The sequence below is a fragment of the Actinacidiphila acididurans genome, assembly GCF_016918855.1.
Lineage (GTDB): Bacteria > Actinomycetota > Actinomycetes > Streptomycetales > Streptomycetaceae > Actinacidiphila > Actinacidiphila acididurans.
Genome location: NZ_JADKYB010000008.1, coordinates 207,060 through 232,576 on the forward strand (window position 1 = coordinate 207,060; position 25,517 = coordinate 232,576).

Here is a 25,517-nt window from a genome sequence, read left to right on the forward strand (position 1 = left end):
AGGCGTGAGCACCTTGGAGCACTCCAGAGGAGTGACGTGACGCAGACAGCGAGGCCAACCTTCGAGGAGTACGTGAGCGGCCGCGGGACGGCGCTGCTGCGGCTGGCGTACCTGCTGAGCGGCGACAGCCATCTCGCCGAGGACCTGACCCAGGACGTTCTGCTGCGCGTGCATCGGCGCTGGCGGCGGGTGGCGACACTGGACCACCCGGACGCGTACGTCAAACGCATGCTCCTCAACGAGTACCTGAGCTGGCGCCGGCGGCGCAGCAGCACCGAAGTGCCCGCTCCGGCGGACACCGGCGTGCCGGTCACCGGAGCCGACGGCGACATCGGCGAGCGGGTGGCCATGCAGGAGGCCGCGTGGCGTCTGCTGGCGACCCTGCCCAGGCGCCAGCGCGCCGTACTCGTCCTGCGCTTCTACGAGGACCTGTCCGACGCGCAGATCGCCGAGGTGCTCGGCTGCGCGGCCGCGACGGTGCGCAGCCAGGCCGCCCGGGCGCTGGCCACCCTGCGGGCGGAGCCCGCGCTGCTCGGCGTGTTCACCGGGCGCACATTCGACGTCAAGGAGGCATGACGATGGACCAGCCGGAGGAGAACGGCGCGGTCGGGGCCGTACTGACCGAGGCGTTGCGCTCGCACGCCGAACACGCGCCGTCCGCGGCGACCTTGCTGGACGCGCTGTCGGCCAAGGCCGCCAGGCGGCGGGCCGGCAGGCGCAGGGGCGCGGTGCTGGCCGTGACGGCCGCCGTGGTCGCCGCCGTCGGCGCCGGTTTCGTCGTCGCGGAGACAAGCGGCCACGGGGGGCGGCACGGGACGACCGCCGCGCACACGGGCGCCGACACGATGCGGACCTGGACCTACCACGGCCTTCAGGTGAAGGCGCCCAGCGGATGGGGCGTGAACGCGCTGCGGTGCGGCACACCGGTCAAGGACACCGTCGTGATCGACCAGGGGCCGACGGCGGCGTGCGCGATCAAGCTTCCCGGTCCGATGCCCCAGACCGTGACGTTCGGGACCTTGGGCAAGCGGGCCGACCCGTCCGCCCGGAAGGTCACCGTCGACGGCCGGCCCGCCACCGTGCACACCGAGCGGATGCCCGACGGACTCTTCCGGACAACCCTGACCGTGCCGAGCCTGGACGCCTTCGTGGACGTACGGACCAGGTCGCGGGCGCTCACCGCGGCCGTCATCGCCTCCGCCCGCATCGTGTCCGTGGACACGAACGGCTGCGCGGCCCATGTGGATGCGCTGCGCCCCGGTGGCGCGCCGCAGCGCTCCGGCGCCGCCGCGCACCTGGTGCCCGGCCTGCCGTCCGGCGCCACGGTGTGCCACTACGAGGACCACCGGCTCGCGCACTCCACCCGCCTCACCGGCAGCCGGCTGACCGAGCTCCTCGACCAGTTGGCGGCCCTGCGCCCGGGCCTGAAGCCGGCCGACCCGCGGCCGAACCCGAAGCAGCCCCCGAGCGTCACCCTTGGCTCCTGCTTCGACCAGGCCGACCGCGACGGCTACCTGCTGCGCTTCACCTACCCCTCCGGCCCCGCGCTGGACGTCTACGCCCACTTCGACGGCTGCATTCGGCTCGGCGCCGACAACGGCGCCCGCACCGGCGGGCTGACCCCCGCCTTCGGCGACAGCTTCTTCGGAAAGGTCGACCCCGGATTCGGCGGGGTCGTCGCGGGCGGCCTGCGCGAGCCCGTGGGTCCGGTCCGGCACTGAGTCGCGGGTCCGGCCCGGGTCCGGGCCGGACCCGGGCCGGGACCCCGCCGCGCGTCGGCCGACCCGGTTACCGGACGGCCAGCGCGCTGACCAGGTCGGAGGCGGCGAGCAGCCGCACGGACCGGGGATCGAGTCCGGCCGGATACAGCGCGTACGCCTCGCTCCCGCCGGACAGGTCAAGGTCGCCGCGCAGCAGGTAGGCCAGCTCCGCCCGCGCGGGATCGGCCTCGGGGGTGTCGGTCGCCGGGGTCCCGATCCGCTCGGCGAAGGCCGCCGTCCCCTCGTCGGGGCGGCGCCGGTAGGTGGAGGCCGAGCCGTCCAGGTGGCGCAGGACGACCGTGCGTGCGCGGGCCGCCGCCTGCCAGGTGGCCAGCTCGCCCAGGCCGACCCGGGCGCCGGAGGCGAAGTGCGCGGTCAGGTGCCGGCCGAGCGCGGTCAGGCCGTCGGCGTGACGGTGCACGGCGTGATGGGTGCCGGTGACGCCCTGCACGATGTCGAGCCAGCGCATGGTGCGCGCCTGCACGTCCAGCACCAGCGCGACACATGCCTTGGCCGCGGCGGTCAGGTCGAAGCGCTGCTCGACCTGCCGCGGATCGAACACCGGCCCGCGCCGGCCGGGCTCGTCCCGCACCATCACCCCGGCGAACGCCGCGGCCAGGTCGGCGAACGGGACGCTGTTGAAGGAGAAGACGACGCCCACCGCGTACCGCACGCCGGCCGCCGCGAGCTGCTCCAGATCCAGGTCGACGAACTCGCTCGCGCCTCGCGGAGCCGGTGCGCTGGTCAGGTCACCGGAGTGCACGGCGGCGGTGCCGCGGTAGCGCAGGTGGGTGTAGTCGCAGGTGCCGATGTGCGCCCAGTCCGGGTCCAGGAGGGCGACCGACAGGTCGAGGTCGGTACGGCCGGAGGCGGGCGATTCCATCCAGTGCAGGAACAAGCGCACGGTACGGCCCGGCGCGATCGGGAGTTCGCTGCCGCGCGGCAGCGTCACCAGGGCCCGGGACGCCGTCCGCTCGGTGAAGGGGGCGATCAGCCCGTCCAGTTCGGCGTCCACGACCGCGATGTCCACGGCCGGCAACTGCTCCGCGCGGCGCAGGACTTCGCGGGTGAGCAGCGCGGCCGCGTGCTCGACGACATCGGCCGCGAGTACGCCGCGCTCGTCGGCGGCGAGATACGCCTTGGCCGCGCCGCCTTTGGGGAAGAACACCCGTGCCTCGTGCGGGGCGGTACGGGTGCGCACCGAGCCGAGCGCGGACAGCAGCACCGCCGGCGCCACGGCGGGCACCGCCGTACCGAGCGCGGCGAGCACCTCATCGGCGTCGTACGGGCCCGCCAGGCGCAGCAAGTGGTCCAGCCGGCGCACCAGTTCGCCGGGGCGCCGGGCCAGCAGCGCCAGAGCGCCGGGCACGTCGCCGCCGGCCAGGGCCGCCTCCACCCGGGCCGCCCACACCGGGAGGCGGACACCGTCGGCGTCCGCGGTGGCGCCCGGGACGCCGGCCGCGGTCGCCCGCAGACCCGCGGACAGGGCGTCGTCGTGCGGACGGAAGCCACGCAGTGCGGCAAAGGCCAGGGCGGCGCGCGGGTGGCGGGCGGCGTGCTCGAAGGGGTGCAGGACTTCGCCCGCCGTGATCCACCGGCGCCGGTGGCGGCGCATGTCCTCGGCGACCAGCACCGGGTCCAGAGCGTCCAGGGCGCCGAGCAGGGTACGGCGCAGCGGGCGGGGGACCGCGGTCAGGCGCGGCACGTCGGTCAGTCCCGGGTCCCCGCCGGAGCGGACCGAGAGCAGGCGCAGCACGTCGGTGGCGGTGGAGACCGCGGCGGCGACGGCCGGGAGCGTGACGGGGAAGGCCCGCGGGTCCGCCAGCAGCCAGGCCAGCACCCGGGCCTTCGTCGCACGGCCCGGGACGGTCCCGGGCAGCCACGACAGATCCCCGCGGTCACCGGCCTGGTCGAGCAGTACGGCCAGGTCGTCGCTGTCCTGCGGGCTGAGCGCGGTGGTACGGGCGAGCAGCACGCCGAGTTCGGCCGCCGCGTCGGCGCGGCGCGCGGCCGGGTCGCCGCCGAGGGACAGGACGCGCAGCCGCTCCGGCAGTGCCCGGTGCACCGACGCGGCGGGCCGGGGGAGGGCCGGGCGCAGGAACGGGTCGCGCGGGTCGATCCGCCGGTGGCAGATGGGGCAGGCCGAGAAGTCCATGCCGTCGAAGCAGTCGCCGCACACCAGGTGGCCGCACGGGGCGACCGCTTGGACGCTGCCGGTGGTGCCGCACAGCACGCACGGCTGCTCGGGCGCCTGGTACAGCAGCGCCAGGACGCGGTCGACGTAGAAGGCCGTCGTGTCGACCGCGGTCGAGACCGGGAAGCCGCGGAAGAGCGGGGTGTGGTCGCGGTCCGCGCCGAGGCAGGCGTCGATGTCCGCCAGCAACGCGGTGCCGGCCGCGGCCAGTTCCGCCGCGTCCAGGGCGGACAGGGCCGCGCGCAGGCCGGCGGACATCAGGAAACCGCTCTCCAGCAGGTCGCTCTCCAGCAGGGAGACGCCGGCGAGCACCCGAGGGGACGGGTCGGCCGTCCCGGCGGCCACATAGACCGCGCCGCGGCGCGCCAACAGCACCGCGGCCAGGTTCTTCGAGGCGCGCGAGGTGCCGTTGAGGGCTTGCGTGGTCATGGTGATCCTCTCCCCCCTGGGCCTGCCTGGGCTTCGTCCGCTTCCCGCGAGCGGGCGTGCCCGGGCGCCAGGGCGCCGGACGGCGCACGGGGGCCGGGGTGCAGGCCGGATGCGGGGCGGAAATGGGGCGCACTTTATCCATGGGAAAGAGAGTGAGAAGGAAGCACGCCTCGGAGCCGCCCCGCAGCGCCGACCCTACCAATCGCCGCGACCGGTCACACGGGCATTTCCGGCCCGTCACCGTCAGCTCAACTGGTCGCTCCGGGCACCGGAGTTGTCCGGAACGTGCGCCGGCCGGCGGACGGAGGAATAGTAGATCTGCCCTGTGCCCCGCGGCTGCGCCGGGACGTGCCCCCGCCACAGCAGCAGCCCGCGCCTGCGCTCCCAGTAGGTTCCGTACGCGGCGTTGAGCAGCCACATCCCGATCAACGGCAGGTAGCACAAAGCGGCTACGGAATTCCATGGCAGCGAAAAAACCAGAATCAACAGCAATAAGACCGTCATGAGCCCGCCGTCGAACAAGTGATGCCGTAAGGCGTCCTCGGCGGGCAGAACCGCATCGGGGTCCTCCAATGGCACCACGGTCCGGAAAGACCGTCCCTCCACCACCACGTCCAGCACCGCCAGCACGACCGCGCAGCCCGCGAGCCACACCGCCCCCTGCGCCGACGGCGCATGCACCCCCTGCGGCAGCCCCCGTATCCCGAAGGTCACCGCCGACCCGACAACTGTGGCGCACAAGGCCATGCACGCGGACGTCAGCTCATGATGCACATACCTGACCACCGATTTGCCCCCCGATTCCAGCCGCCCCCGACGCGGCCAGTCTGTCGTGCCCCCGCCCCACGCACCCCCGGAACCCACCCCTCCGCCGACAGCTCCCGGCGACGCCGGAGCCGTACGGGAACGCGGCCGGATCGTGCGGGTCCGGGGGGCGGGGCGGTGGCTACGATGCTGGCGCTCCTGCACGGTTCGCCCCTTGAGCCGCGGGCCCTCGGGGGTCCGGGGCGCCGACTCGGAGGTAGACATGCGCAGCACGCACCGCCGCTCGTCCCGGTACGCAACGGTCGCCGCAGTGGCACTGTTCGGTGGAGCCATCGGCTTGCCGGCGGCCTCCGCCGCCGTGGTGGACCCGGCGCCGATCGGGCCGCACCAGTACTTCACCGGCGAGGTCAACGGGGCCTCGGTCAACGCCGTGATCAAGCTCGCCTGCCCCGGCCCGGTCGGTATCGGCCAGACCGGGCACCCGCTCGCCGGGCAGACCGTGGACGTCCTGCCGGCCGCGTCGTCCTCCGCCGCCGGCGTGGGGTACACGGGCGAATCCGCCGACAGCGTACGGGTCGACTTCGGCGGCGCGACCACGACCGCGCCGCTGGTGCTGACCAGCTACGCGGTCAAGGCCGCGATCCCCACCAGCCTGAACCTGCCGTGCTCCGGCACCGGCACGGTCGCCTTCGTCCCGGCCCCGACGAGCACCACCGCGAGCCCGGCTCTGGTGAAGGTCACCTACGCGAACATCGCCCTCTGAGCGCCCGCGTCGGCCACCAGGGGCTCAGGCCAGGGCGAGGAACAGCTTCTCCAGCTCCGCCTCGCTCATGGGCGGCTGGGTGTCGTCGGCCGCGGCCATGCACTGCCGCATGCCGCTCGCCACGATCTTGAAGCCCGCGCGGTCGAGGGCGCGGGAGACCGCGGCGAGCTGGGTGACGACGTCCTTGCAGTCGCGGCCCGCCTCGATCATGGCTATGACCCCGGCGAGCTGGCCCTGGGCCCGCCGCAGCCGGTTGAGCACCGACTGCATCGAGTCCTCGTCAACCGGCATTCCCATGGCCGCAACTCCTCTCGTCCAGCTCCGTTCAGTGTACCCCCGGGGGTATGACGTCCGGGTGGGGTGCCGGGTCGCCGGCGCCCCACCCGCGGGCCCCTGCCGGGGCGGCCCGCTCAGCCGTGGGAGCCGTACGAGCCGTGGGAAAAGCGGACGTCGGGCAGGAGGCGGCGCAGCCACGCCGGGCTCCACCAGGCCGCGCGGCCGGTGAGGCGGAGCAGGACGGGCAGCAGGACGAGCCGTACCAGGGCCGCGTCGAGCAGGACGGCCGCACCGAGGACGATGCCCATCTCCTTGGGCGGCAGCGGTCCGGACAGCGCGAAGGTGAAGAAGACGGCGACCATGACGGCGGCCGCCGCGAAGACGATCCGGCCGGAGTGGGCCATGGCGCCGCTCGCCCCAGGCCGCGAACCGCGGCGAGCGGTGCTCGCCCGCCTTCACCCAGGGCAGTGCCGCCGCGTCCACCCGGTGCCCCAGCTTCGCCAGGACCGCGGGCAGCAGCGTCAGCGTGGCGGCCAGGACGAAGGCGACGGCGAGCATGATGCCGCCGGCCATGGACCGGAACGCCGGGGAGGGCACGAGCATCACCGCGGACAGGCTCACCAGCACGGTCGCGCCGGACAGCGCGACGGCCTTGCCGGCGGTGTCCATGGTCTCGGCCACCGCCTCGACGGTGCCGCGGGCCCGCCCGACCCGGGCGCCGCGGAACCGCATGACCATGAACAGGGCGTAGTCGATGCCCAGGGCGAGGGCGAACATCATCGCGAAGTTCATGGCCCAGATCGACACCGGTGTCAGACGGTTGAGCAGCACCAGTGATCCCGCCGAGGCGGCGAGGCCGGCCATGGTCAGCAGCAGCGGCAGCCCGGCGGCGACGAGCGAGCCGAACGCCAGCACCAGGATGACCAGGGTCACCGGCCAGGACAGGATCTCGGAGTGCATCATCGCGTTGTGGTCGGCGGTGTTGAAGTCGCTCCACAGCACCGAGGCGCCCGTCGCGCGCACGGTGACGCCGTCGCCGGTCAGCGCGGACAGGGGTCCCTTCAGGTCGTCGGCGGCGCGGACCATCGCGTTCGGGTCCGCCTTGGCGCCGGCCAGGACGATCGCGGTCCGCCCGTCGGGGCTGACGGTGGCTCCCGGCCGCGGGGCGACGACCGAGGCGACCCGCGGGTCGGCCCGTACGATCCCCTCCACCTGCCCGATCACCCGCTGTACGGCCGGGTCGCTCACCGGGCGGTCGGCGTGCACCACGATCTGGAGTGCCGACGACGCGTCGCCGCCGAAGTGTTGCTGCGCGATCTGCCGGACCGCCACCGACTGCGAGCCGTCGGCCTGCCACCCGGCACCCGACAGGGCGGACTCCACCTTGGGCGCGAACGCGCCGAGCGCGGCCACCACGATCACCCAGAGGACGAAGACCGCCTTGGCGTGGGTCGCCGCCCGGATGCCCAGCCGGCCGAAGGGTCCCGGACGCGCGGGCGCCGCCGGGTCGTGCAGCCGGCGGCCGGGCGGCCCGGCTGCCTGCGAGGGTGCGGACGTCATGTGATCGAGCCTTCCTGTCGCGCTTCGCCGACCGCGGGAGATACCCCCGGGGGTATCACGGGGACCACCGTAGGCGGAGCCCGGCGGATTGCGCAAATACCCCCCGGGGTATCCATCACGCCGGAAGACAGCAGGTCGGATACCCCCGGGTGTATTCTCGGGCGTGACGGCAAGCCGCAGGAGAGCGAGGGTCGGATCATGACGGTGGACTACGGCCGGACGGCCGAAGTGGACGCGCCGTTCGACGAGACGGTGCGGCGGGTCCGGGACGCGCTGGCGGCGCAGGGCTTCGGGGTGCTCACCGAGATCGACGTCCGGGACACGCTCAAGGAGAAGATCGGTGCCGACATGGAGCCGTACCTGATTCTCGGGGCCTGCAATCCGCCGCTGGCGCACCGAGCGCTGGAGGCCGATCGCGCGATCGGCCTGCTCCTGCCCTGCAACGTGGTGGTCCGTGGCAACCCCGACGGCGGCACCGTCGTACAGGCCCTGAACCCCGATGTCATGGTCGAGCTCACCGGCCGTCCCGAACTGCGCCCGGTCGCCGACGAAGCGCGGCGGCGCCTCGACGCGGCCCTGGACTCCCTCGGCTGACGCGAAAGTGCCCAAGCCGCCCGCGGTGGGCAGGACTTGGGCACCCTCGGCAGTCCGCGCGCCAAGGCGCGGGGGAGTGCGCTACGGGAGCGACCAGCGCTGGGCGTTGGTGCCGTTGCAGTCCCAGATCTGGACCTGGGTGCCCGCGTTGGTGGAGCTGTTGGGGTCGTCCAGGCACTTGCCCGAGTTCGGGTTCAGCAGGGAGCCGTTGGACTGCGGCACCCAGACCTGGGCCCCGGTGCCGTTGCAGGTGTAGAGGTCGACCTGAGTGGCGTCGGCCGTGCCCGCCGCGTAGACGTCGAGGCACTTGCCCAGCACCTGGAGGGTGTTGCCCGCGCCGATCGTCCACTGCTGGGCGTTCGTGCCGTTGCAGCCCCAGATCTGGACCGGGTTGTAGTCGGCCGTGCTGGACGAGCGGTCGTCCAGGCAGAGCGAGGCGGAGACGCCCGAGACGATCGGGCCGGTCCCGCTGCCGCCGCTGGAGCTGCCGTTGAAGGCGCCCAGGCCGTTGGGGGTGCCGAGGCCGGTGGGCCCGTCGTAGCCGGCGCCCGCCGTGCACAGGTAGGAGGGGCTGCACGAGCCGTCCGAGCCGGAGGTGACGTCGTTCAGGCTGCCGGTGTGGGAGTAGACCACCGACGCTGCCGCGGCCGAGGGGGCGCCCGCCAGCGCGTACATCGAGGCGATGACCGGCGACGACACGCTGGTGCCGCCGACCACGAACCAGCCGCCCTGCCCGTACGTGTCGTAGACCGCGACTCCGGTGCCGGGGTCGGCCACCGCGGCGATGTCCGCGACGGTCCGGTGGCTGCCGCAGCCGGTGTCCTTCTGCCAGGACGGCTTGGCCTCCCAGGACGAGCAGCCCGCGCCCGCTCCCGACCACGCCGTCTCCGACCAGCCGCGCGCGGAGGAGTCGTGGCGCAGGCTGGTGCCGCCCGCGGCGATCACGTACTGCGACGTGGCGGGGAAGCTCACGCCGTAGCCGCTGTCGCCGGAGCTGGCGACGTCGACCACGCCCGCGTGGTTGAAGTCCCCGTCGGCGCCCGCGTTGCCCGAACCGTCGCCGGTGCCCCAGCTGTTGGAGATGAAGTGCGCGCCGAGCGACACGGCGGTGTTCTGCGCCGCGTTCAGGTCGCCGGCCTCGACCACCAGGATGTGGCAGTTGGGGCAGATCGCGGAGATCATGTCGATGTCGAGGGACGCCTCGGTGCCCCAGCCGGTGTCACCGGGCGGGTAGTTGCCCTGCTGGCCGCTCTGGTTGACCTTGCGGAAGCAGCCGTTGGCCGTGGTACAGGCGGGCAGGCCGTACTGGGAGCGGTAGGTCGCCAGGTCCGATTCGAGGTTCGGGTCGTCGGCCAGTTCGGCGACCGCCACGGTCGCGCCGCCGCCGTTGGAGGCCGCCGCCGAGGCGATGTTGTACGCGCCGCGGAGGTCGGAGGGGCCGTAGCCGCCCGGCGTCGCGTTCGGCGAGAGCGCGTTGGCGTGCACGGCGGGGAGGTCCGTGCGCACCAGCGCGTAGCAGACGGGCGCGCCGGGGTGGAGGGGCTTGTCGCAGGCGTGCGTGGTGGCGACGTGGGCGCTCGGGCCGCTCGGCGCCGCGGGCGCGGCCTGCGCCGCCATCGGGGCGCCGACGGCGATCCCGGTCGCGGCGGCGAGCGCGAACGCCCACCGGAGGAGTCTTCTCATCTGTTCCACCTGTGGATGTGGGGGGTGGCCAGGGCGACGGCTGCCGCTGGCCGCGAGGGTGTTCGGCCGGGTGTTCAGTCCGGGGTGTGGGGGAGGAGTGTCATGTGCATGACACGACTGAACAACGGACGGGGCAGACGTACCGGGGCTCCTGCGCCCCGCCCGAACGCTCGCTGCACATTGAGCACTCTTGTGGGTTCCGTTGTCAATGCCCCCAGGAGCACGGGGAGTTCCAACAAATCCCCACAGTCGCGCATTGGTGCAGACCAGCGCCCGGGAGCGGCCTGCGGCCCTGCGGAGAAAGGCCGACATCGTTGTCCGGTTCTCGCCGCCGGGGCCCGGCGCTCAGCCGTATGACGGGCGAGGGGTGGGTGCCGTACTACGCGCGACCGGTGGATGCGGGCTACGGGCGAGCGGTGGGTGCCGGACCGCCGAACAGCACCTCCGCGGCGGCTTCCCAGCGCCGGACCAGGTCGATGCCTTCCGGATCGTGCAGCCATTGGATCTGCAGGCCGTCCATCATCGCCACGATGTGGCCGGCCAGCACGTCGGGCTGATCGGTGTGGTCCTTGGCGAGCGCGGTGAAGGCGGCGACGGCCTGCTGCTGTCGTTTGACGAAATAGGCGTGCGCGGGATGGCTCGGCGTCAGCGACTCGGCTTCCAGGACCACGAACAGCCGGACGAACTCGGGCTGCCGCGCGTTGCGGCGGATCGTCGCCGAGCACAGTTGCCGCAGGTCGACCCCGACCGGGCCGGCGTCCGACCACTCGTCCGGCACCTGGTCCTCGCTGACCCCGAGGTGGGCGCGCAGCGAGCGGGCGTCCTCCAGGTCCCGGTGCGCCAGGACGGCGGTCAGCAGGCCGGTCTTCGAGCCGAAGTGGCGGAGCACGCCGGGGACGGTCAGGCCGCAGCGGTCGGCGACGTCCTGCATCGACATGCCCCAGAAGCCGCGTTCGGCGATCAGCCGGGAGGTGATCTCCATGATCTGGTGGCGCCGTTCCGCGGCCGGCAGACGTGGCCGGTCGCGCCGCAGCGGCGGGACCTCCCCGGTCATGATCCGAGCCATCCTCCCCCGGCGGCGGGGCCGTGATCAGTGTCGTCGCCTCATGTTAGCGCTGCCGGTCCGACGTGTCCGGCCGGCCACAGGGGGCCGGCCGGACGGGGTCCTTGCGGGTGCGGCGGATCGGGTGGAGCGGACCCTTCGGTCAGCGGATCCGTCGCTCAGGGGACCCTTCGGTCAGGAGTACACGGCCGACAGCCGGTTGACGACGGTGGGCCATTGCCAGGTGACGCTGTTGCGGTTGAGGAGGCCGAACTGGTCGTCGCCGGTGCCGGTGCTGCCGTTGTCCCACACCATGGTCTTCTGGCCGTACTGCTTGGCGTACGAGGCGATGTGGGTCTCGAAGTTGGCCACCTGGTCGGAGTTGTTGCCGCCGCCCACGGGCTTGACGGTGGCGCCGAACTCGGTCCAGACGACCGGGATGCCCTTGCTGCTGAACAGGCGGTTGGCGTTGTTCACGTCGCCGTCCGGCAGGTAGTTCATCGAGCCGTCCCAGGTGGTGTAGTTCGGGGCGGTGGTCGAGCAGAAGGCCCAGGGGTTGTACGTGTGGACCGATACGGCGACGTGGCTGTCGTTCGGGACGACGAGGTTGTTCGCGCCGGTCTGGGCGTTGGCGCCGTAGGGGACGACCAGCAGCCAGCGGGTGGCGTCGTTGCCGCCGACGGCGCGTACGTCGTTGACGAAGTCCCGGTTGAGGGTGTTGATCGCCCCCCAGTTGTCGGAGGTGCCGCCGCCGTAGCGGTTGCCGCCGTTCGCGTCCTGCGGCTCGTTCATCGCCTCGAACAGCAGATGCTGGTCGTAGCCGGCGAAGTAGCCGGCCACCTGCTTCCAGATGGCGTTGAACTCCGGTTCCACCTGCGGCATCCGCGCGGCGCTGGGGATGAGCCACTGGTCGCCGCCGCCGTCGTGGTGCATGTTGACGTCGACGTACATGCCGTCGGCGATCGCCCAGTCCACGACCTGCTTCAGCCGGCCGAGGAAGGCGGGGTCGATCGTGTAGTTCGGCGCGCCGGAGGTCAGGTGGGGGTACCAGGTGACCGGGATGCGCAGGAAGTTGAACTTGGTCGCGACCTGGTCGATCATCGCCTTCGTCGTGGCCGGGTTGCCCCAGCAGGTCTCGCACGGAGTCGCGTCGAAGGAGTTGCCGAGGTTCCAGCCGGCCTTGATCCCGCTCCAGAAGTCGCCGCCCGTACCGCCGGTCCCGGTGCCGTTGACGGTCCACTGCTGGTTGGCGGTGCCGCCGCAGTCCCAGATCTGGAGGTAGGAGCTGTTGGCGCTGCCGTTGGCGTCCAGGCACTTGCCGGACTGGGGGTTGGTGACGGTCCCGTTGGAGTTGACCTGCCACTTCTGCGCGCCGGTGCCGTTGCAGTCGTAGAGCTGCACCCGGGAGCCGTTGGCGGTCGCGCCGCCGGTGATGTCGAGGCAGCGGCCGGAGTTCGGGTTGAGTACGGAGCCGTCCGCGCGCGGCTGCCACTGCTGGGCGACCGTGCCGTTGCAGTCGTAGATCTGTACGACCGTGCCGTTGGCGGTGCCGGCGGCGGCCGCGTCGACGCACCTGCCGCTCTGACTGCCGACGATGGTGCCGGGGGTGGTCACCGCGGCCGAGGCGGTGCCGGTGCCGAGGCCGGTCCACACCGGGACCAGGCTCGTCGCGCACACCGCGAGCGCCACAAGTACCGCTCGTACGAGACGCCTTGGGCGTGTGTGGGGGCGTTGCCGTCCGGATCGCATGCTGTATGTCCTCCTGCGTTGTCAGGTGCGGCCCGTGTGGGGCCGGAGACGCGACCTGCCGCCCGCGGCAACTGTCCGAGGCACGACCGCGGGTGTGTTGTCGGTCGGGCTCCGGTGGCCGAGCCGCCCGGTGGGGGTCGGACGGCGCCGGACCGAAGCCGTGTCCGTACGGGTCGGCCGGTTCATCGGCCGTGACCCGCGCCCGCCGGTGCGGCGGGCTGCGCTGTACGTACGGTGGCCCGCCTGCGGCGGGAGCCGGAAGGTGGCAGGGCAAGGCATCGGCGGAGCCGTCCTCGCGGTCCGGAGCCCGACGTGCCGGCAGCCACTTCCCGTTGGTTAGTAGTCAGTAGCTGATTGCTGGATTGGACCGAACCATAGGCCCGCGCCCCATGCCCCGGCAAGAGAGCGGACGGCATCGGCCGGCGTTCGACCGGTGAAGCCGTCCGGATGCGCATGACCGGCTCTCGCGCGACGCCTGGTCCGACAACAGCCTGATATCGCAGGCGATTTGCCGTACGTCCTGCCGGCGGCCGTTCCGCGGGCCGCGGGCTCCCTTCGGGACATGAAGTCCTGCGCGCCTCCTTGACAGTGAATCGGCTCCGCAGGCTTCATGTGATGTGGCGGTGAGCGCGCTGGGCACGCTCTCCCGCCGGGCACCGGGCCCCCTTACGAGAGCCGCCGTGCGGGCGCCGCGGACGCGGTCACGCGGCGGCGGCGCGCCGTCACGGGGCCGGGGTGGCGGAAGAACAGCTTGGCTCCGTTCAGCGTCGCGTTCTTGTACGCGATCGCCGCGCGGCCGGTGAGGATCCGGTCCTTGGGCGATCCGTCGGCGTCGAGGAACTGCACCAGGCCGTGCCGTCGCCCGAGGCTGATGCACTCGTGGAAGTAGCGGTAGTGGAACGGGGCGGCTTCCCGGCCGGTCAGCCGGGCCGCGATGGCGTCGGCGGCCGCCGGCGCGGTGAAGCCGCCGGTGCGGCAGCCCATGGCGAGCTGGGCGCCCCAGGAGCCGGGCACGGCCGCCGCGTCACCGATGACGTAGACGTCCGGGTGGGAGACGGACCGCAGCGTGCCGTCCACCAGGGCGCGGCCCTCGTCGTTGACGGCCAGTCCGCCGGCGCGGGCCAGTTCGGGCACCCGGAAGCCGCCGGCCCACAGGCACAGGTCGAACCCGACGCGGTCCCCTTGGTCGAGCACCAGCGCACCGTGCTCGACCTCCCGCACCCGCCGCCCCGTGCGGACGGTGACGCCGAGCGCGGCGAAAGTGCGTGCGAGGTGCCGCTGTGCCCGGCCCGACAGCCAGCCGCCGGGGGCGCTGCCGCTGACCAGGACCACATCGAGGCCGGGCTGGGACTCGGCGACTTCGGCGGCGATCTCGATGCCGGTCATGCCGCCGCCGCACACCGCGACCCGGCCGGTGCGTCCGGCGAGCGCGGTCAGGCGCGTCCGCACCTCGGCCGCCGCGTCCGTGCCGACCAGGCCGTACGCGTGCCGGGCCGCTCCGGGCACGGCCGCGAGGTCGACGTTGCTGCCGAGCGCGTAGACGAGCGTGTCGTAGTGGATGAACCGCCGCGTGCCGTCCCGGCCGACGGTGACCGTACGGGCGGCCGGGTCGATGGCGGTGGCCGCCCCGATCACCGGACGGACGGCGGTGCCGTCGAGGTAGTCGGCGACGGGCACGGCCCGGATCCGCTGTCCGGCCGCCACCTGGTGCAGCCGGGGGCGCTCGACGAAGTCGGGGAACGCCGTCACCAGCGTCACGGACACCTCGTCGTCACGGACCTGCCGCGCGAGTCGCAGAGCCGCGGGCAGACCCGCGTAGCCGCCGCCCAGTACCACTACGTCGTGATGACTCATGAGGGTTTCCTTCAGGTCCGGGAAAGCTGTCCCTCTCTCGGACGAGCGCGGTGGCCCGCTGTGACACCCGTACGCCGGCCAACGGCATGGGCCCGCCTCGCGAAGGCCGCCCGGGACCCGCGGCGGGCCGGCGCTATCGGGCGCGTTCGCCGCGCGGGAGGCCCCGCAACGGGTGGTCCGGCGGGATCAGCGGTGCCAGGTGCTCCAGCTTGTCGGGGTTGACGATCGAGCGGACCGCCTGGACCCGGCCGTCGGCCACGTCCACGGACAGGACGTTGAGCAGCGCGCCGGAGGTGTCACGGACCAGCACACCGGGCTGACCGTTGACCGTCGCGCGGTCGAAGTGCAGGCCGAAGCGGTGGACGGCCGCGGTCAGCGCCGCCAGCAGGCGCAGCGCCTTCTCGCGCCCGGCCACCGGGTTCGGCAGCGAGAGGGTGCGACGGCCTCCGTCGCCGTACACCACGGCATCGGCCGCGAGCATCCGGACCAGGCTCGTGGCGTCGCCGGTCTCGACCGCGGTGAAGAACCGCTCGGCGAGCGCGGCCCGCTGGCCGGCGGACGCGGTGAACCGCGGCCGCCGCGCCTGGACGTACCGGCGTGCCCGGGTCGCGATCTGGCGGCAGTTGACCTCGTTCTTGCCGACGATCGCCGCGATCCGCGCGTAGTCGAAGTCGAACACGTCGTGCAGCAGGAACACCGCGCGCTCCACCGGGCTGAGGCGTTCCAGCACCACCAGGAACGCCAAGGACAGCGACTCCGACAGATCGGCGTCCGCCGCGTCCGCCGCGTCCGCCGCGTCGGCCGCCCCGGCGATCAGCGGCTCCGGCAGCCAGGTCCCGAAGTACTGCTCCCGCCGCACCCGCGCCGACTTCAGATGGTCGATGCTCAGCCGGGTCACCACCGTCGACAGGAACGACTTCAGCGACCGGACGCCCCCGCCGTCCGCCTGCGCCCGGTGCAGCCGCAGAAACGCCTCGGACACGATGTCCTCCGCGTCGCCGACGCTTCCGGTCATCTTGTACGCGATCGAGAACAGCAGCGGACGCAGGCGCAGGTAGCCCTCGACATCAGGATCGGTCATCGGAACTCGGCTCGACGCGGGCGGACGGGTGGCAGACGGGTCGCACACCTCTGGGACGAGGGGACCCCTGCCCCTGTGACAGCCGCGGGCCGATTCGCCCGAGTCGGTGGGGGACTCAGGCGGCGGGCGCTCCCGGGATCACCGCCGCCTCCGCCTTCGGGCGGGTGAAGACCTGGATGAAGGTGTCCAGGAGTTCGCGGGGGCCGTCCAGTGCGACCAGTCCGCATGTGGCGGCCTGCATCAGGGCCGGGTAGGCGGGCGGGTCGTCCGTTTCGAGGGTGATGACGAGGTCGGGGTGGTCCGGGGCCGGGCCCACGCCGGGGGCGAGCCGGCCGTCCGTGACGGCGGCGTGCACCACGATGTCGTTGGCGTGGATCTCCCAGGAGGCCGTCAGTCCGGCCGCCGCGGCGGGATTGAAGGAGGCGCGCAGGGCCATCACGACCGCCGACGGGGTGACGATCTCCCCGGGCCGGAGGTCGCCGAGCTGGGTGACGCCCCAGCGGCCGAGGGCGCTGACGGCCGGTTCGAGGTCGCGCCCGGCGGCGGTCAGGGCGTAGAGCACACCACGCTGCGGCGCCGCAGCGATCCGGCGCTCGACGATGCCCGCTTCCTCGAGTTCCTTGAGCCGGGTGGAGAGCACGTTGGTGGGAATCCCCGGCAGCCCGTCGAGCAGGTCGGTGTACCGCTGCGGCCGCACCGTGAGGTCGCGAATGATCAACATCGCCCACCGCTCGCCCACCAGCTCCATGGCGCGCGCGAGGCCGCAGTACTGGCCGAAGGTGCGACGTTTCATGCTGTCACTGTAGCTGACTCCGGATTTCGCCGTACGCATCGTATGAACAAGTGAGCTTGCAAAAACGAAGTACGCCTGCCTAGTCTCGGGGCCATGAGCAAGCAGAGCCAGGTGATCGCGCCGCCCAGCCCCGTACCGGAGAAGGTCGCGCACGGCCCGCGCGCGATCCTCGCGGTCCTCTCACTCGCCGCGTTCATGGCGAGCCTGGACGTCTTCATCGTCAACGTCGCGTTCGACCGGATCGGCGCGAGCTTCCACGGCGCGTCGATCGGTGACGTGAGCTGGGTGCTCAACGCGTACGCGATCGTCTTCGCGGCGCTGCTGGTGCCGCTCGGCCGCCTGGCGGACAGGATCGGCCGCAAGTCGATGTTCTCCCTGGGGCTCGGGCTGTTCACGGCGGCGAGCGTCGCGTGCGCCGTGGCTCCGGGGCTGTGGTGGCTGGTGGCCTTCCGGGTGCTGCAGGCCGCCGGCGCGGCCGCGCTGACCCCCACCTCGCTCGGCCTGCTGCTGGCGGCGGTGCCCGCGGAGAAACGGATGCCGTACGTGCGGATCTGGTCCGCCGTGGCCGGGATCGCCGCGGCGGCCGGCCCCGTACTGGGCGGCCTGCTCGTCACCGCGAGCTGGCGCTGGGTGTTCCTGGTGAACCTGCCGGTCGGCATCGTCGCGCTCGTCGCGGTGGCCCGCGTCGTACCCGACTCGCGCGACGCCGACGTCTCCAAGGTCCCCGACATGATCGGTGCAGCCGCGCTCACCGCGGGCATCGGCGCGCTGGCGCTCGCGATCGTCAAGGGCGGCGACTGGGGCTGGGGGAGCGGCGGCACGATCGCGTCCTTCGCCGTCGCGGCGCTGCTCCTCGCGGAGTTCGTCCGGCGGGCCGAGCACCACCCCGTCCCGCTCGTCGAGCCCGACCTGTACCGGGTCCGTACCTTCGCCGCCGCGAACATCGCCATGATCACCTTCAGCATCGGCTTCGCCGGCTTCCTGCTCACGCTGGTGCTCTGGCTCCAGAACGTCTGGCACTGGTCGACGATCACGACCGGCCTCGCCGTCGCCCCGGGCCCCGCGGTCGTACCGGTCGTCACCGTGCTGATCCAGCGGTACGCCCGCCGGGTGCGGCCCGGCGTGCTCACCGCGCTCGGCTGCCTGGCCTTCGCGGCCGGCATCGTCACGACGCTCTCGCTCGTCGGCCCGCACGGCGCCGACTACGCCGGCGAACTCCTGCCCGGCGAACTCGTCTCCGGCCTCGGCATCGCGCTGGCCCTCCCGACGCTCCTGGCATCGGCCACCGCCGGGCTGCCGGCCCACCGCACCTCCACCGGCAGCGGCGTCATCACCATGACCCGCCAGATCGGCTACGTCCTCGGCGTCAGCATCCTCGTCGCCGTCCTCGGCACACCGACGTCCTACGACGCCGCCCACCGCGCCTTCGTGCACGGCTGGTGGACCATCGCGGCCGTCGAGGTCGCCGCCGCGGCCGCCTGCCTCGGGATCGTCGACCGGCGCAAACAGCCGGCCACGCCGGCCACGCCGTGACGCGGGTGCCCCGGCCGGCGGCTGTCACCATCCCTGCCGCCACCCCCGTCACCGACCCTCACCACTGACCCCCCACCACAGACCCTCACCACCCGTACGAAGAAAGTGAGTTCCCATGTCCATCGCCGTTTTCGGCATCACCTTCGACGCCCGCGACGCCAAGGCCGTCGCGACCTTCTGGGCCCAGGCCCTGGGCCGTACCGTCCTCGACGGCGCCGACGAGGCCCAGGCGTCCGTCGCCCCCGACCCCGCCGTTCCCGGATCGCGTGTCGGCTTCCGCCAGGTCCCCGAGGACAAGCAGGTCAAGAACCGCATGCACTTCGACTTCGTCACCAGCGACTTCGACGCCGAAGTGACCCGGCTGACCGGCCTCGGCGCCACCAAGCTCAAGGAGGTCGAGGCCGGTATCCACTACGCGACCTTCGCCGACCCCGAGGGCAACGAATTCGACGTGATCGCCGGCTGACCGCCACCGGTGGGCACCGGAATCACGAGGCGAGGAGCTTCCGATGGGTGTCGTGGAAACCCTGGTCGGCCGCAACGCGGAGTTCGCGCGGACCCGGTTCGATCCCCGGCTGAGAATGCGGCCGAACACCGCGACCATCGTCGTCGGCTGCGTCGACGCGCGGGTCGACCCCGCTGTCGTCCTGGGCGCGGAGCAGGGCGACATCATGGCGATCCGCAATGTCGGGGGCCGCGTGACCCGGCGCACGCTCATGGAGCTCGTCATGCTCCGCGAGGTCGCACGGGCCGCCGGTTCCGACTTCGCGGACGGCTGGGAGATCGTCGTCCTGCAGCACACGCGGTGCGGCATCACCCTGCTCCAGGACCGGCCGGACCTGCTCGCCGCCTATTTCCAGGTGGATGAAGCGGACCTGCCCGGCCGGTCGGTGGGCGATCCGCGGGCCGCCGTCGCCCACGACCTGGCCGCGCTGCGTGCCGAGTCCCGGCTCGAAGGGGTGCGGTTCTCGGGCCTGGTCTACGACGTGGCGACCGGGCTGGCCGACCTGGTCGTCGCGCCCTGACCCGGCCGCCCGTCAGCGGCCGGGCGCCACCGCGGACCGCCGCCAGCGGGCCGGGGTGGTGCCCGTGACGGCCCGGAAGGCCCGGCCGAAGGCGGAGGGCGAGCGGTAGCCGACGCTGGCGGCGATGTCGTCGACGCCGCGGTCGGTGGTGGTCAGCAGGTCGGCCGCCACCGTCATCCGGGTACGGGTGAGGAAGTCGGCGACGCCCATGCCGGTGGCCGCGGAGAAGTGCCGTACCAGGGTCGCCCGGGAGACCCCCGCTACCCGGGCGAGGCCGGCGATCGTCCATGGTTCGTGCGGCGCGTGGACCACCGCGTCGATGACGGCGCGCAGCCCGGGGTCGGCCACGGCGGTCCACGGCGGGGGCACGGCCGCGGCCGAGGGGCTGCCGCCGTCCCCCCGCAGGACCAGGGCGAGCAGTGCTTCGCAGAGCGAGGCGAGCAGGGCCCCGGCGCCCGGGCCGTCGAAGGCCGCCTCCTTTCGCATGAGTTCGCCGAGCAGCCGCAGCGGGGAGTCCGCCGCGGTACCGAAGGAGGCGTGCAGCACATCGGGCAGCCCGGCGAACAGCAACTCCCCGGCGCCCGGCCGGAAGGTGTAGTGGCCGCAGAAGAGGTCCACGGCCGGCGCCGCCGTGCCGCGCAGGGTGGCCACCGACGCGCCCTCGTACCGCTCGGCGGGCACCGGCGATCCGCTCACGTCCACCCGCACCCGGTGCTGCCCGGCCCGGGGCAGGACGAGCACGTCGCCCGCCCGCAGTTCCACGGTGCGTCCGCCGGTCTCCGCCACGCAGCGGCCCTCCAGCAGCACATGGAACGGCACCTCGCCGGTCCGCCGCGGCGGGTTGTCCAGCACATGACCGCCGGTCAGCAGGCAGCGCACGTCGAGGGTGGCCTCCAGGCGGGCCAGGCGGATGAGGGTACTGATCGCGTCCATGAGCACCTTGAGCACCTTGAGCACTGCGAGCACTGCGAGCACTGTGAGTCGATCTCGACGGAAAATGATCCTGATCCGCCTTGTCGGATCACCGGGCCCGGGTCGAGTGTAGCCCCATGGACACTTTGCACGCGGATCTGCTGGTCATCGGCTTCGGCAAGGGCGGCAAGACGCTCGCGGCAGTCGTGGGCCGTACGGGACGGCGCGTCGTGATGGTGGAGCAGTCCGCCGCGATGTACGGCGGCACCTGCATCAACATCGGCTGCGTACCGACCAAGGCGCTCATCCACCGGGCGTCCGGCCGGCCGCAGCACGCGGACCCCGACAAGTGGTTCGCCGAGGCGGTGGCGTCGACGGCCACCCTGACCTCCGTGATGCGTGACAAGAACTTCCGCATGCTCGACACCCTCGACTCCGTGACGGTCGTGACCGGCACCGCGGCCTTCCTGGACGACAAGCGGGTGGAGGTCGTGGCCGGCGCCGACCGGCTGGAGATCACCGCGGACACCATCGTGGTCAACACCGGCGCCGAGAACGTGGTGCCGGACATTCCCGGCCTGCGCGCCAGTGCGCATCTGGTCACCGGCACCGACCTGATCGGCTCGCCCGACCTGCCGCGCCGGCTGGCCGTCATCGGCGCCGGCTACCAGGGCCTGGAATTCGCCGCGATGCTCCACCGCTACGGAGCCGAGGTCACCGTCCTGGAGAGCACCGCACGCATCCTGCCGCGCGAGGACGACGACATCGCCTCGGCCGTACGGGACATCCTCCAGGAGGAGGGCATCACCTTCGTCACCACCGCCCGCGTCACCCGGGTCGAGGACGCGGGCGACGCGGCGATCGTCCACTACGAGGCGGACGGCGTCGCGGGCACTGTCCCGGCGGACGCGGTGCTCGCCGCCACCGGGCGTGCGCCGCGCACGGCCGGACTGCGGCTGGAGGCGGCCGGCGTACGCACCACCGCCCGCGGTGCCATCGAGGTGGACGAGCACCTGCGCACCAGCCGCCCGCACATCTTCGCGCTGGGCGACGTCAACGGCGGACCCCAGTTCACGTACATCTCCCTCGACGACTACCGGATCGTCGCGGACCAGCTGCTCGGCGAGGGCGAGGGAAAGCGCTCCACCACCGACCGGGTGGCCGTCCCGTACACCCTGTTCATGACGCCGCCGCTGGCCCGCGTGGGCCTCACCGAGGCCGAGGCGCGCGCCGCCGGCCGCCCGGTGCGCGTGGCCGCCAAGGCGGTCGCCGACCTGATGGCGATGCCGCGCGCGAGCATCGTGGGCGAGGTGCGCGGCCTGATGAAGTTCGTCGTGGACGCCGAGACCGACGAGATCCTCGGCGCGGCCCTCCTCAGCGTGGACGCGCAGGAGCTGATCAACACCGTGGCCCTGGCGATGCGCACCGGCGTGACAGCGAGCGTCCTGCGCGATGCGATCTATACCCACCCCAGCTCCACCGAGGCCTTCAACGAGGTGCTGGCCACCGTCGTGCGCTGAACCGCCCCGGGACGCGGGGGTACGGCGGCAGCGTCACGCCGCCGGGGTGCCGGGCAGGGCGGCGCGGGCCCGGGCGACCAGCCGGCCGCGCTCCGAGGAGGGGAAGCGGTCGAGCATCGCCCGCAGCGCGGGGGCTTCGACGTCCGCGCCGAAGGGCTCGGTGCCGGGCTCCATGCGGACGCCCTCCGCGAGGCCGCCGGCCGGCACGGGGTCGAAGCCGAAGGCGTCCACCAGCGCGGAGACGGCGACGACGGCCGCCGGGTCGTCGCCCGCGACGGCGATGGCCTTGCGGCCGGGAGCGCCGGCCGGCCGGGCCTCGTCCTCCAGATCGTGGTAGCCCATGTGGTTGAACGCCTTCACCACGCGGGACTGCGGCAGGAACGCCTGCACCGTCTCGCTGGAGGACGTGGCCGGGTCGGTGAGGTCCGTCCGGGGGCCGTCCACCTCCCACCAGTAGTTCATCGCGTCCACCACGAGCTTGCCGCGCAGCGCCTCGGTGGGGATCGTGCGGTATTTCCCGAGTGGGAGCGCGAGTACGACCACGTCCGCGCGGCTCGCGGCTTCCGCGGCGGTGGTCGCCTCGGCTCCGGGGGTGAGCACCTCCGTGCTCAGCGCGATCCTCGCCGGGTCGCCGGAGCCCGCGACGAGCACCCGCAGGCCCGCCGCCAGCGCCAGCCGGGCGAGCACGGTGCCGAGCTTGCCCGCGCCGAGGATCGCCAGCGTCGTCCCGTCCGCCGTGCCGGGCGCCGTTCGGGCCGTGCCCGTGGCCGGGTCCCTGCCCGTGTCCGTTTCGGTGTCCGTGGCCGCGGTGTCCCTGCTGTCCATGTCCGTCGTCTCCCGCCTCTCGTGTGCCCGGCCCGGCGCTCCCGGCCGGCGCGTCGCAGCCCTGCCGCGCTAGCGCGCCGGTCGTACCTCCGCCGTATCGCGTGCCGTGTGCCCGGCCCGGCGCTCCCGGCCGGCGCGTCGCAGCCCTGCCGCGCTCGCGCACCGGTCGTACCTCCGCCGTGTCCCCCGTCGTATCGCGTGCCGTGTCCCCGCCGAGCCTCAGTCGGCGAGCAGTTCGCGCACCATCGGGATCACCCGCGACCCGTACAGCTCGACCGCGCGCAGGCGGGCCGAGGCGGGCACGTTCCCGCTGCTGTAGATCATGTCGAACCGGCCGACGCCGAGGGCGCGGACGGTGTCCGCGATCCGGCGGGCGACCGTCTCCGGCGCGCCGATGTACATCGAGCCGTGCGCGATCTCGGTGTCGTACTCGATCCGGCGCACCGGCGGCCAGCCGCGCAGCGCGCCGATCCGGTCGCGGATCACCCGGTAGTGCGGCCAGAAGATCTCGCGCGCCTCCTCGTCGGTGTCGGCGACGAAGCCGGGCGAGTGCATGCCGATGGGGTGCGCTGTGGTGCCGAACTCGGCGGCGGCGCGCCGGTAGAGCTCGATCAGCGGCCGGAACCGGACGGCCGGCCCGCCGATGATGGCGAGCATCAGCGGCAGCCCGTACTGCGCGGTGCGGATCACCGACTGCGGGGAGCCGCCGACGCCGACCCAGGTGCGCAGCCGCCCGGAGTCGGTCTTGGGGAAGACGTCCGCGTTGTCCAGCGCCGCGCGGACCGTGCCGTTCCAGGTGACGGGCTTCTCGTCCAGCAGCTTCACGAAGAGGTCGATCTTCTCCTCGAACAGCGTGTCGTAGTCCCGCAGGTCGTAGCCGAACAGCGGGAAGGACTCGGTGAACGAGCCGCGCCCGAGGATCACCTCGGCCCGCCCGTCGGACAGGGCGTCGACGGTGGCGAAGCGCTGGAAGACGCGTACGGGGTCGTCCGAGCTGAGCACGGTGACGCCGGAGCCGAGCCGGATCCGGGAGGTGCGGGTGGCGATGCCGGCGAGCACCGTCTCCGGAGTGGAGATCGCGTACTCGGGCCGGTGGTGCTCGCCGAGCGCCAGCGCGTCGACGCCGAGCTCGTCCGCGAGCACCGCCTCCTCGACGACATGCCGGATCGCGGCGGCGTAGGAGAGAGTGCGGCCGTCGTCGTCCTGCGGCAGGTCGCCGAAGGTGTCGAGGCCGAAGAGCAGATCAGTCATGGCTTCCGTCCAGGCAATGTGATTGACGTATCAACCACTGCCATCATGCGGCGATATGATTGACGTGTCAATCAGCGAAGGGGTGACCATGACGCACACCACAGGAGCCCGGTCCGGCCGGTGGCTGACCCCGTACGAGCTGGCCACCTGGCGGGCCTTCATCGAGACCGCGGAGCAGCTCAGGAACGTCCTCGGGGCGCGGCTGCGGGAGGACTCGGGCCTGTCGGAGGGGGACTACGCGGTGCTGCTCGCGCTCAGCGAGGCCGAAGGGCGCCGGCTGCGCTCCTCCGCGCTCGCCGCGCACATCGACTGGGAGCGCAGCCGGCTCTCGCACCACCTCGGGCGGATGGAGCGGCGCGGGCTGATCGCCCGCGAGGAGTGCGAGGACGACAACCGCGGGGCGGAGGTCGTCGCCACCGCCGAGGGAATGAGCGCCTTCCGCCGGGCGACCGTCCCCCACCTGCGTGCCGTCCGCGAGCTCTTCCTGGACGCCCTCACCCCCGAGCAGCTCGACGCCGTCGCCGAGATCACCGCGGTCCTGCGCGACCGCCTCCCGCCGCGGCCCTGACACCCTGTCACGACGTCACGCCCTCACGTCCCCGTCCCGAGCGGGGCCGGCCCCACCCCAAGAAGCGGGACATCGGCCGGAGTTCTGCTTTTTTCATTGACAGCGGAAAAGAACTGCACCTACGTTTCCGGCCATGCGCTCCGCCTCCCCGAACGAGGCGGTCCCGGCGACGACGCCGGCCGCCTCCCTGGTCTTCACGACCGTGCTGTCCCACGGCCCGATCACCCGGACCGAGATAGCGCGGCGGACCAAGCTGTCCTCCGCCGCGGTCACCAAGGCGGTACGGCCGCTGATGGAGATCGGCTATCTCGTCGAGGACGTGGGCGAAGGGGCCCGGCGCGCCATCGGCCGGCCGGCCAACCCGGTGCGAGTGGACGGGAGCAGGGCCCTCTTCGTCGGCATCAAGGTGACCGGCGACGCGATCATCGCGGTGCTCGCCGACCTGTGCTGCCGGATCCTGACCGCCCGGACCGTACCGCTGTCCGGACGCCGGCCGGCCGCCGTGCTCGCGGACATCGTCGCGGTGCTGCACGACCTGCTGACCGAGGCCGACGCCATCGGCGGCCGGGTGCGCGGTGTCGGCATCGCCGTCTCCGGGGACGTGGACCGCGCCGAGGGCGTGGTCCGCTACTCACCGTTCCTGGAGTGGCGCGACATACCGCTCGCCGAGATCGCCGGGACCGCCACCGGGCTGTCGGTCACGGTCGACAACGACGTACGGGCACTGACCCGCGCCGAGCACTGGTTCGGGGCCGGCGTGGGACTGTCCGACTTCGCGCTGGTGACCGTGGGCGCCGGCATCGGCTGCGGCCTGGTGGTGCACGGCCGGGTGGTCTCCGGCGCCCACGGCGTGGCCGGCGAGATCGGCCACCTGCCCATCGACCCGCAAGGGCCCCTGTGCTACTGCGGCAACCGCGGGTGCGTCGAGGCCGTCGCCGCGGACCCGGCCATCCTGCGGGACGTCCGCGCGGCCACCGGCCTCCCGGTGGCGGACCTGGCCGAGGCACTGGAACTGGCCCGCGGCGCAGACCCGCGGGTCCGTGCGGTCTACGCCCGGGCCGGCGAGGCCATCGGCCGGGCCATCGCCTCGGTGGTCAACATCCTCGGCCCCGAGCGGGTGATCATCTCCGGCGAAGGCCTTGCCGCCTACGACCTGTTCGCCGCCGGCATCAGGGACGCCTTCACCCGGTCCGCCTTCGGCATCGCGGAGCAGTGCGACCTGACGACCCGTCCGCTGCCGTTCGAGGAATGGGCGCGGGGCGCCGCGGCGACCGCGATCCAGTCCTTCATCGGATCCATCACATTACGCGCGACGACGTAAGGAGTAGCGCTGACGCTGC

Annotated in this window: 22 protein-coding genes and 1 pseudogene; 10 read left to right on the forward strand and 13 right to left on the reverse strand. The window is 73.1% G+C overall.

From position 1 onward, the window contains the following. The first annotated feature begins 36 nt into the window (after positions 1 to 36). Together ITX44_RS16925 and ITX44_RS16930 are read left to right on the forward strand one after the other, a co-directional pair. Positions 37 to 576: a SigE family RNA polymerase sigma factor gene (locus ITX44_RS16925; protein ID WP_205358065.1), complete on the forward strand. Its 540-nt coding sequence runs from the start codon at positions 37 to 39 to the stop codon at positions 574 to 576. After that, complete coding sequence (locus ITX44_RS16930; RefSeq protein WP_205358066.1) at positions 573 to 1,721, forward strand: hypothetical protein; 1,149 nt, start codon at positions 573 to 575, stop codon at positions 1,719 to 1,721. The genes ITX44_RS16925 and ITX44_RS16930 overlap by 4 nt, the downstream gene beginning before the upstream one ends. A gap of 67 nt (positions 1,722 to 1,788) precedes the next feature. Here ITX44_RS16930 and ITX44_RS16935 read toward each other — a convergent pair whose 3' ends face one another. Then, positions 1,789 to 4,383, reverse strand: a complete 2,595-nt coding sequence (locus tag ITX44_RS16935; protein ID WP_205358067.1) for an MXAN_6230/SCO0854 family RING domain-containing protein — start codon at positions 4,381 to 4,383, stop codon at positions 1,789 to 1,791. Between the two features lie 243 nt (positions 4,384 to 4,626). After that, positions 4,627 to 5,097: a hypothetical protein gene (locus ITX44_RS16940; RefSeq protein WP_205358068.1), complete on the reverse strand. Its 471-nt coding sequence runs from the start codon at positions 5,095 to 5,097 to the stop codon at positions 4,627 to 4,629. A gap of 313 nt (positions 5,098 to 5,410) precedes the next feature. On the opposite strand from ITX44_RS16940, the gene ITX44_RS16945 reads away from it, so the two are divergent. Next, positions 5,411 to 5,911: a hypothetical protein gene (locus tag ITX44_RS16945; RefSeq protein WP_205358069.1), complete on the forward strand. Its 501-nt coding sequence runs from the start codon at positions 5,411 to 5,413 to the stop codon at positions 5,909 to 5,911. A gap of 24 nt (positions 5,912 to 5,935) precedes the next feature. Here ITX44_RS16945 and ITX44_RS16950 read toward each other — a convergent pair whose 3' ends face one another. Both ITX44_RS16950 and ITX44_RS16955 read right to left on the reverse strand, forming a co-directional pair. Next, positions 5,936 to 6,202 (reverse strand): metal-sensitive transcriptional regulator, encoded by a 267-nt coding sequence (locus ITX44_RS16950; protein WP_205358236.1) that lies wholly within the window; start codon positions 6,200 to 6,202, stop codon positions 5,936 to 5,938. A 519-nt stretch (positions 6,203 to 6,721) separates the two neighbouring features. Next, positions 6,722 to 7,747 (reverse strand): annotated as a pseudogene (locus ITX44_RS16955) (MMPL family transporter); the annotation flags it as partial. A gap of 204 nt (positions 7,748 to 7,951) precedes the next feature. Here ITX44_RS16955 and ITX44_RS16960 point away from each other — a divergent pair. Next, the gene (locus tag ITX44_RS16960) at positions 7,952 to 8,341 is read left to right on the forward strand and encodes a DUF302 domain-containing protein (RefSeq protein WP_307795335.1); all 390 of its coding nucleotides are present in this window, start codon (positions 7,952 to 7,954) and stop codon (positions 8,339 to 8,341) included. An 81-nt stretch (positions 8,342 to 8,422) separates the two neighbouring features. Here ITX44_RS16960 and ITX44_RS16965 read toward each other — a convergent pair whose 3' ends face one another. The 6 genes from ITX44_RS16965 to ITX44_RS16990 all read right to left on the reverse strand — a co-directional run bounded on the left by ITX44_RS16965 (position 8,423) and on the right by ITX44_RS16990 (position 16,543). Further along, the gene (locus tag ITX44_RS16965) at positions 8,423 to 10,024 is read right to left on the reverse strand and encodes a ricin-type beta-trefoil lectin domain protein (RefSeq protein WP_307795312.1); all 1,602 of its coding nucleotides are present in this window, start codon (positions 10,022 to 10,024) and stop codon (positions 8,423 to 8,425) included. A gap of 403 nt (positions 10,025 to 10,427) precedes the next feature. Further along, on the reverse strand, positions 10,428 to 11,078 hold the full coding sequence (locus tag ITX44_RS16970) for a TetR/AcrR family transcriptional regulator (protein WP_205358071.1): 651 nt from the start codon (positions 11,076 to 11,078) through the stop codon (positions 10,428 to 10,430). Between the two features lie 183 nt (positions 11,079 to 11,261). Continuing rightward, positions 11,262 to 12,755 carry a cellulase family glycosylhydrolase gene (locus tag ITX44_RS16975; protein WP_307795313.1) on the reverse strand — a complete coding sequence of 498 codons (1,494 nt, stop codon included), beginning with the start codon at positions 12,753 to 12,755 and terminating at the stop codon, positions 11,262 to 11,264. A 726-nt stretch (positions 12,756 to 13,481) separates the two neighbouring features. Continuing rightward, the gene (locus tag ITX44_RS16980) at positions 13,482 to 14,669 is read right to left on the reverse strand and encodes an NAD(P)/FAD-dependent oxidoreductase (RefSeq protein WP_205358073.1); all 1,188 of its coding nucleotides are present in this window, start codon (positions 14,667 to 14,669) and stop codon (positions 13,482 to 13,484) included. Positions 14,670 to 14,802: 133 nt separating this feature from the next. Beyond that, positions 14,803 to 15,750, reverse strand: a complete 948-nt coding sequence (gene sigJ, locus ITX44_RS16985) for an RNA polymerase sigma factor SigJ (protein ID WP_205358074.1) — start codon at positions 15,748 to 15,750, stop codon at positions 14,803 to 14,805. Between the two features lie 115 nt (positions 15,751 to 15,865). Next, positions 15,866 to 16,543, reverse strand: a complete 678-nt coding sequence (locus ITX44_RS16990) for a winged helix-turn-helix transcriptional regulator (protein ID WP_205358075.1) — start codon at positions 16,541 to 16,543, stop codon at positions 15,866 to 15,868. A 93-nt stretch (positions 16,544 to 16,636) separates the two neighbouring features. On the opposite strand from ITX44_RS16990, the gene ITX44_RS16995 reads away from it, so the two are divergent. The 3 genes from ITX44_RS16995 to ITX44_RS17005 all read left to right on the forward strand — a co-directional run bounded on the left by ITX44_RS16995 (position 16,637) and on the right by ITX44_RS17005 (position 19,101). Then, positions 16,637 to 18,076 carry an MFS transporter gene (locus ITX44_RS16995; protein ID WP_205358076.1) on the forward strand — a complete coding sequence of 480 codons (1,440 nt, stop codon included), beginning with the start codon at positions 16,637 to 16,639 and terminating at the stop codon, positions 18,074 to 18,076. Positions 18,077 to 18,191: 115 nt separating this feature from the next. After that, positions 18,192 to 18,542: a VOC family protein gene (locus ITX44_RS17000; protein WP_205358077.1), complete on the forward strand. Its 351-nt coding sequence runs from the start codon at positions 18,192 to 18,194 to the stop codon at positions 18,540 to 18,542. A 43-nt stretch (positions 18,543 to 18,585) separates the two neighbouring features. Next, entirely contained in the window at positions 18,586 to 19,101 is a 516-nt protein-coding gene (locus ITX44_RS17005) for a carbonic anhydrase (RefSeq protein WP_205358078.1), read from the forward strand. Between the two features lie 12 nt (positions 19,102 to 19,113). Here ITX44_RS17005 and ITX44_RS17010 read toward each other — a convergent pair whose 3' ends face one another. Then, positions 19,114 to 20,067: a cupin domain-containing protein gene (locus tag ITX44_RS17010; protein WP_205358079.1), complete on the reverse strand. Its 954-nt coding sequence runs from the start codon at positions 20,065 to 20,067 to the stop codon at positions 19,114 to 19,116. A gap of 83 nt (positions 20,068 to 20,150) precedes the next feature. Between ITX44_RS17010 and ITX44_RS17015 the strand changes: the two genes are divergently transcribed. Then, entirely contained in the window at positions 20,151 to 21,533 is a 1,383-nt protein-coding gene (locus ITX44_RS17015; RefSeq protein ID WP_205358080.1) for an FAD-dependent oxidoreductase, read from the forward strand. Between the two features lie 33 nt (positions 21,534 to 21,566). Here the strand turns inward: ITX44_RS17015 and ITX44_RS17020 are convergent, their stop codons facing one another. Next, positions 21,567 to 22,358, reverse strand: coding sequence for an NADPH-dependent F420 reductase (locus ITX44_RS17020; RefSeq protein WP_205358081.1), 792 nt, complete (start codon positions 22,356 to 22,358; stop codon positions 21,567 to 21,569). A gap of 219 nt (positions 22,359 to 22,577) precedes the next feature. Beyond that, the gene (locus ITX44_RS17025; RefSeq protein ID WP_205358082.1) at positions 22,578 to 23,609 is read right to left on the reverse strand and encodes an LLM class flavin-dependent oxidoreductase; all 1,032 of its coding nucleotides are present in this window, start codon (positions 23,607 to 23,609) and stop codon (positions 22,578 to 22,580) included. Between the two features lie 88 nt (positions 23,610 to 23,697). Between ITX44_RS17025 and ITX44_RS17030 the strand changes: the two genes are divergently transcribed. Continuing rightward, a complete protein-coding gene (locus tag ITX44_RS17030) occupies positions 23,698 to 24,177 on the forward strand; it encodes a MarR family winged helix-turn-helix transcriptional regulator (RefSeq protein WP_205358083.1) in 480 nt (159 codons plus the stop codon). 133 nt (positions 24,178 to 24,310) lie between these two features. Then, complete coding sequence (locus ITX44_RS17035) at positions 24,311 to 25,498, forward strand: ROK family transcriptional regulator (RefSeq protein WP_205358084.1); 1,188 nt, start codon at positions 24,311 to 24,313, stop codon at positions 25,496 to 25,498. Positions 25,499 to 25,517: the final 19 nt, after the last annotated feature.

Excerpts from the sequence above, each read along its gene's own strand:
- ITX44_RS16930 (WP_205358066.1), top strand. The coding sequence starts at position 573 with ATGACGATGGACCAGCCGGAGGAGAACGGCGCGGTCGGGGCCGTACTG.
- ITX44_RS16935 (WP_205358067.1), bottom strand. The coding sequence starts at position 4,383 with ATGACCACGCAAGCCCTCAACGGCACCTCGCGCGCCTCGAAGAACCTG.
- ITX44_RS16945 (WP_205358069.1), top strand. The coding sequence starts at position 5,411 with ATGCGCAGCACGCACCGCCGCTCGTCCCGGTACGCAACGGTCGCCGCA.
- ITX44_RS16950 (WP_205358236.1), bottom strand. The coding sequence starts at position 6,202 with ATGCCGGTTGACGAGGACTCGATGCAGTCGGTGCTCAACCGGCTGCGG.
- ITX44_RS16965 (WP_307795312.1), bottom strand. The coding sequence starts at position 10,024 with ATGAGAAGACTCCTCCGGTGGGCGTTCGCGCTCGCCGCCGCGACCGGG.
- ITX44_RS16970 (WP_205358071.1), bottom strand. The coding sequence starts at position 11,078 with ATGACCGGGGAGGTCCCGCCGCTGCGGCGCGACCGGCCACGTCTGCCG.
- ITX44_RS16980 (WP_205358073.1), bottom strand. The coding sequence starts at position 14,669 with ATGAGTCATCACGACGTAGTGGTACTGGGCGGCGGCTACGCGGGTCTG.
- sigJ (WP_205358074.1), bottom strand. The coding sequence starts at position 15,750 with ATGACCGATCCTGATGTCGAGGGCTACCTGCGCCTGCGTCCGCTGCTG.
- ITX44_RS16990 (WP_205358075.1), bottom strand. The coding sequence starts at position 16,543 with ATGAAACGTCGCACCTTCGGCCAGTACTGCGGCCTCGCGCGCGCCATG.
- ITX44_RS16995 (WP_205358076.1), top strand. The coding sequence starts at position 16,637 with ATGAGCAAGCAGAGCCAGGTGATCGCGCCGCCCAGCCCCGTACCGGAG.
- ITX44_RS17000 (WP_205358077.1), top strand. The coding sequence starts at position 18,192 with ATGTCCATCGCCGTTTTCGGCATCACCTTCGACGCCCGCGACGCCAAG.
- ITX44_RS17005 (WP_205358078.1), top strand. The coding sequence starts at position 18,586 with ATGGGTGTCGTGGAAACCCTGGTCGGCCGCAACGCGGAGTTCGCGCGG.
- ITX44_RS17015 (WP_205358080.1), top strand. The coding sequence starts at position 20,151 with ATGGACACTTTGCACGCGGATCTGCTGGTCATCGGCTTCGGCAAGGGC.
- ITX44_RS17020 (WP_205358081.1), bottom strand. The coding sequence starts at position 22,358 with ATGGACAGCAGGGACACCGCGGCCACGGACACCGAAACGGACACGGGC.
- ITX44_RS17025 (WP_205358082.1), bottom strand. The coding sequence starts at position 23,609 with ATGACTGATCTGCTCTTCGGCCTCGACACCTTCGGCGACCTGCCGCAG.
- ITX44_RS17030 (WP_205358083.1), top strand. The coding sequence starts at position 23,698 with ATGACGCACACCACAGGAGCCCGGTCCGGCCGGTGGCTGACCCCGTAC.
- ITX44_RS17035 (WP_205358084.1), top strand. The coding sequence starts at position 24,311 with ATGCGCTCCGCCTCCCCGAACGAGGCGGTCCCGGCGACGACGCCGGCC.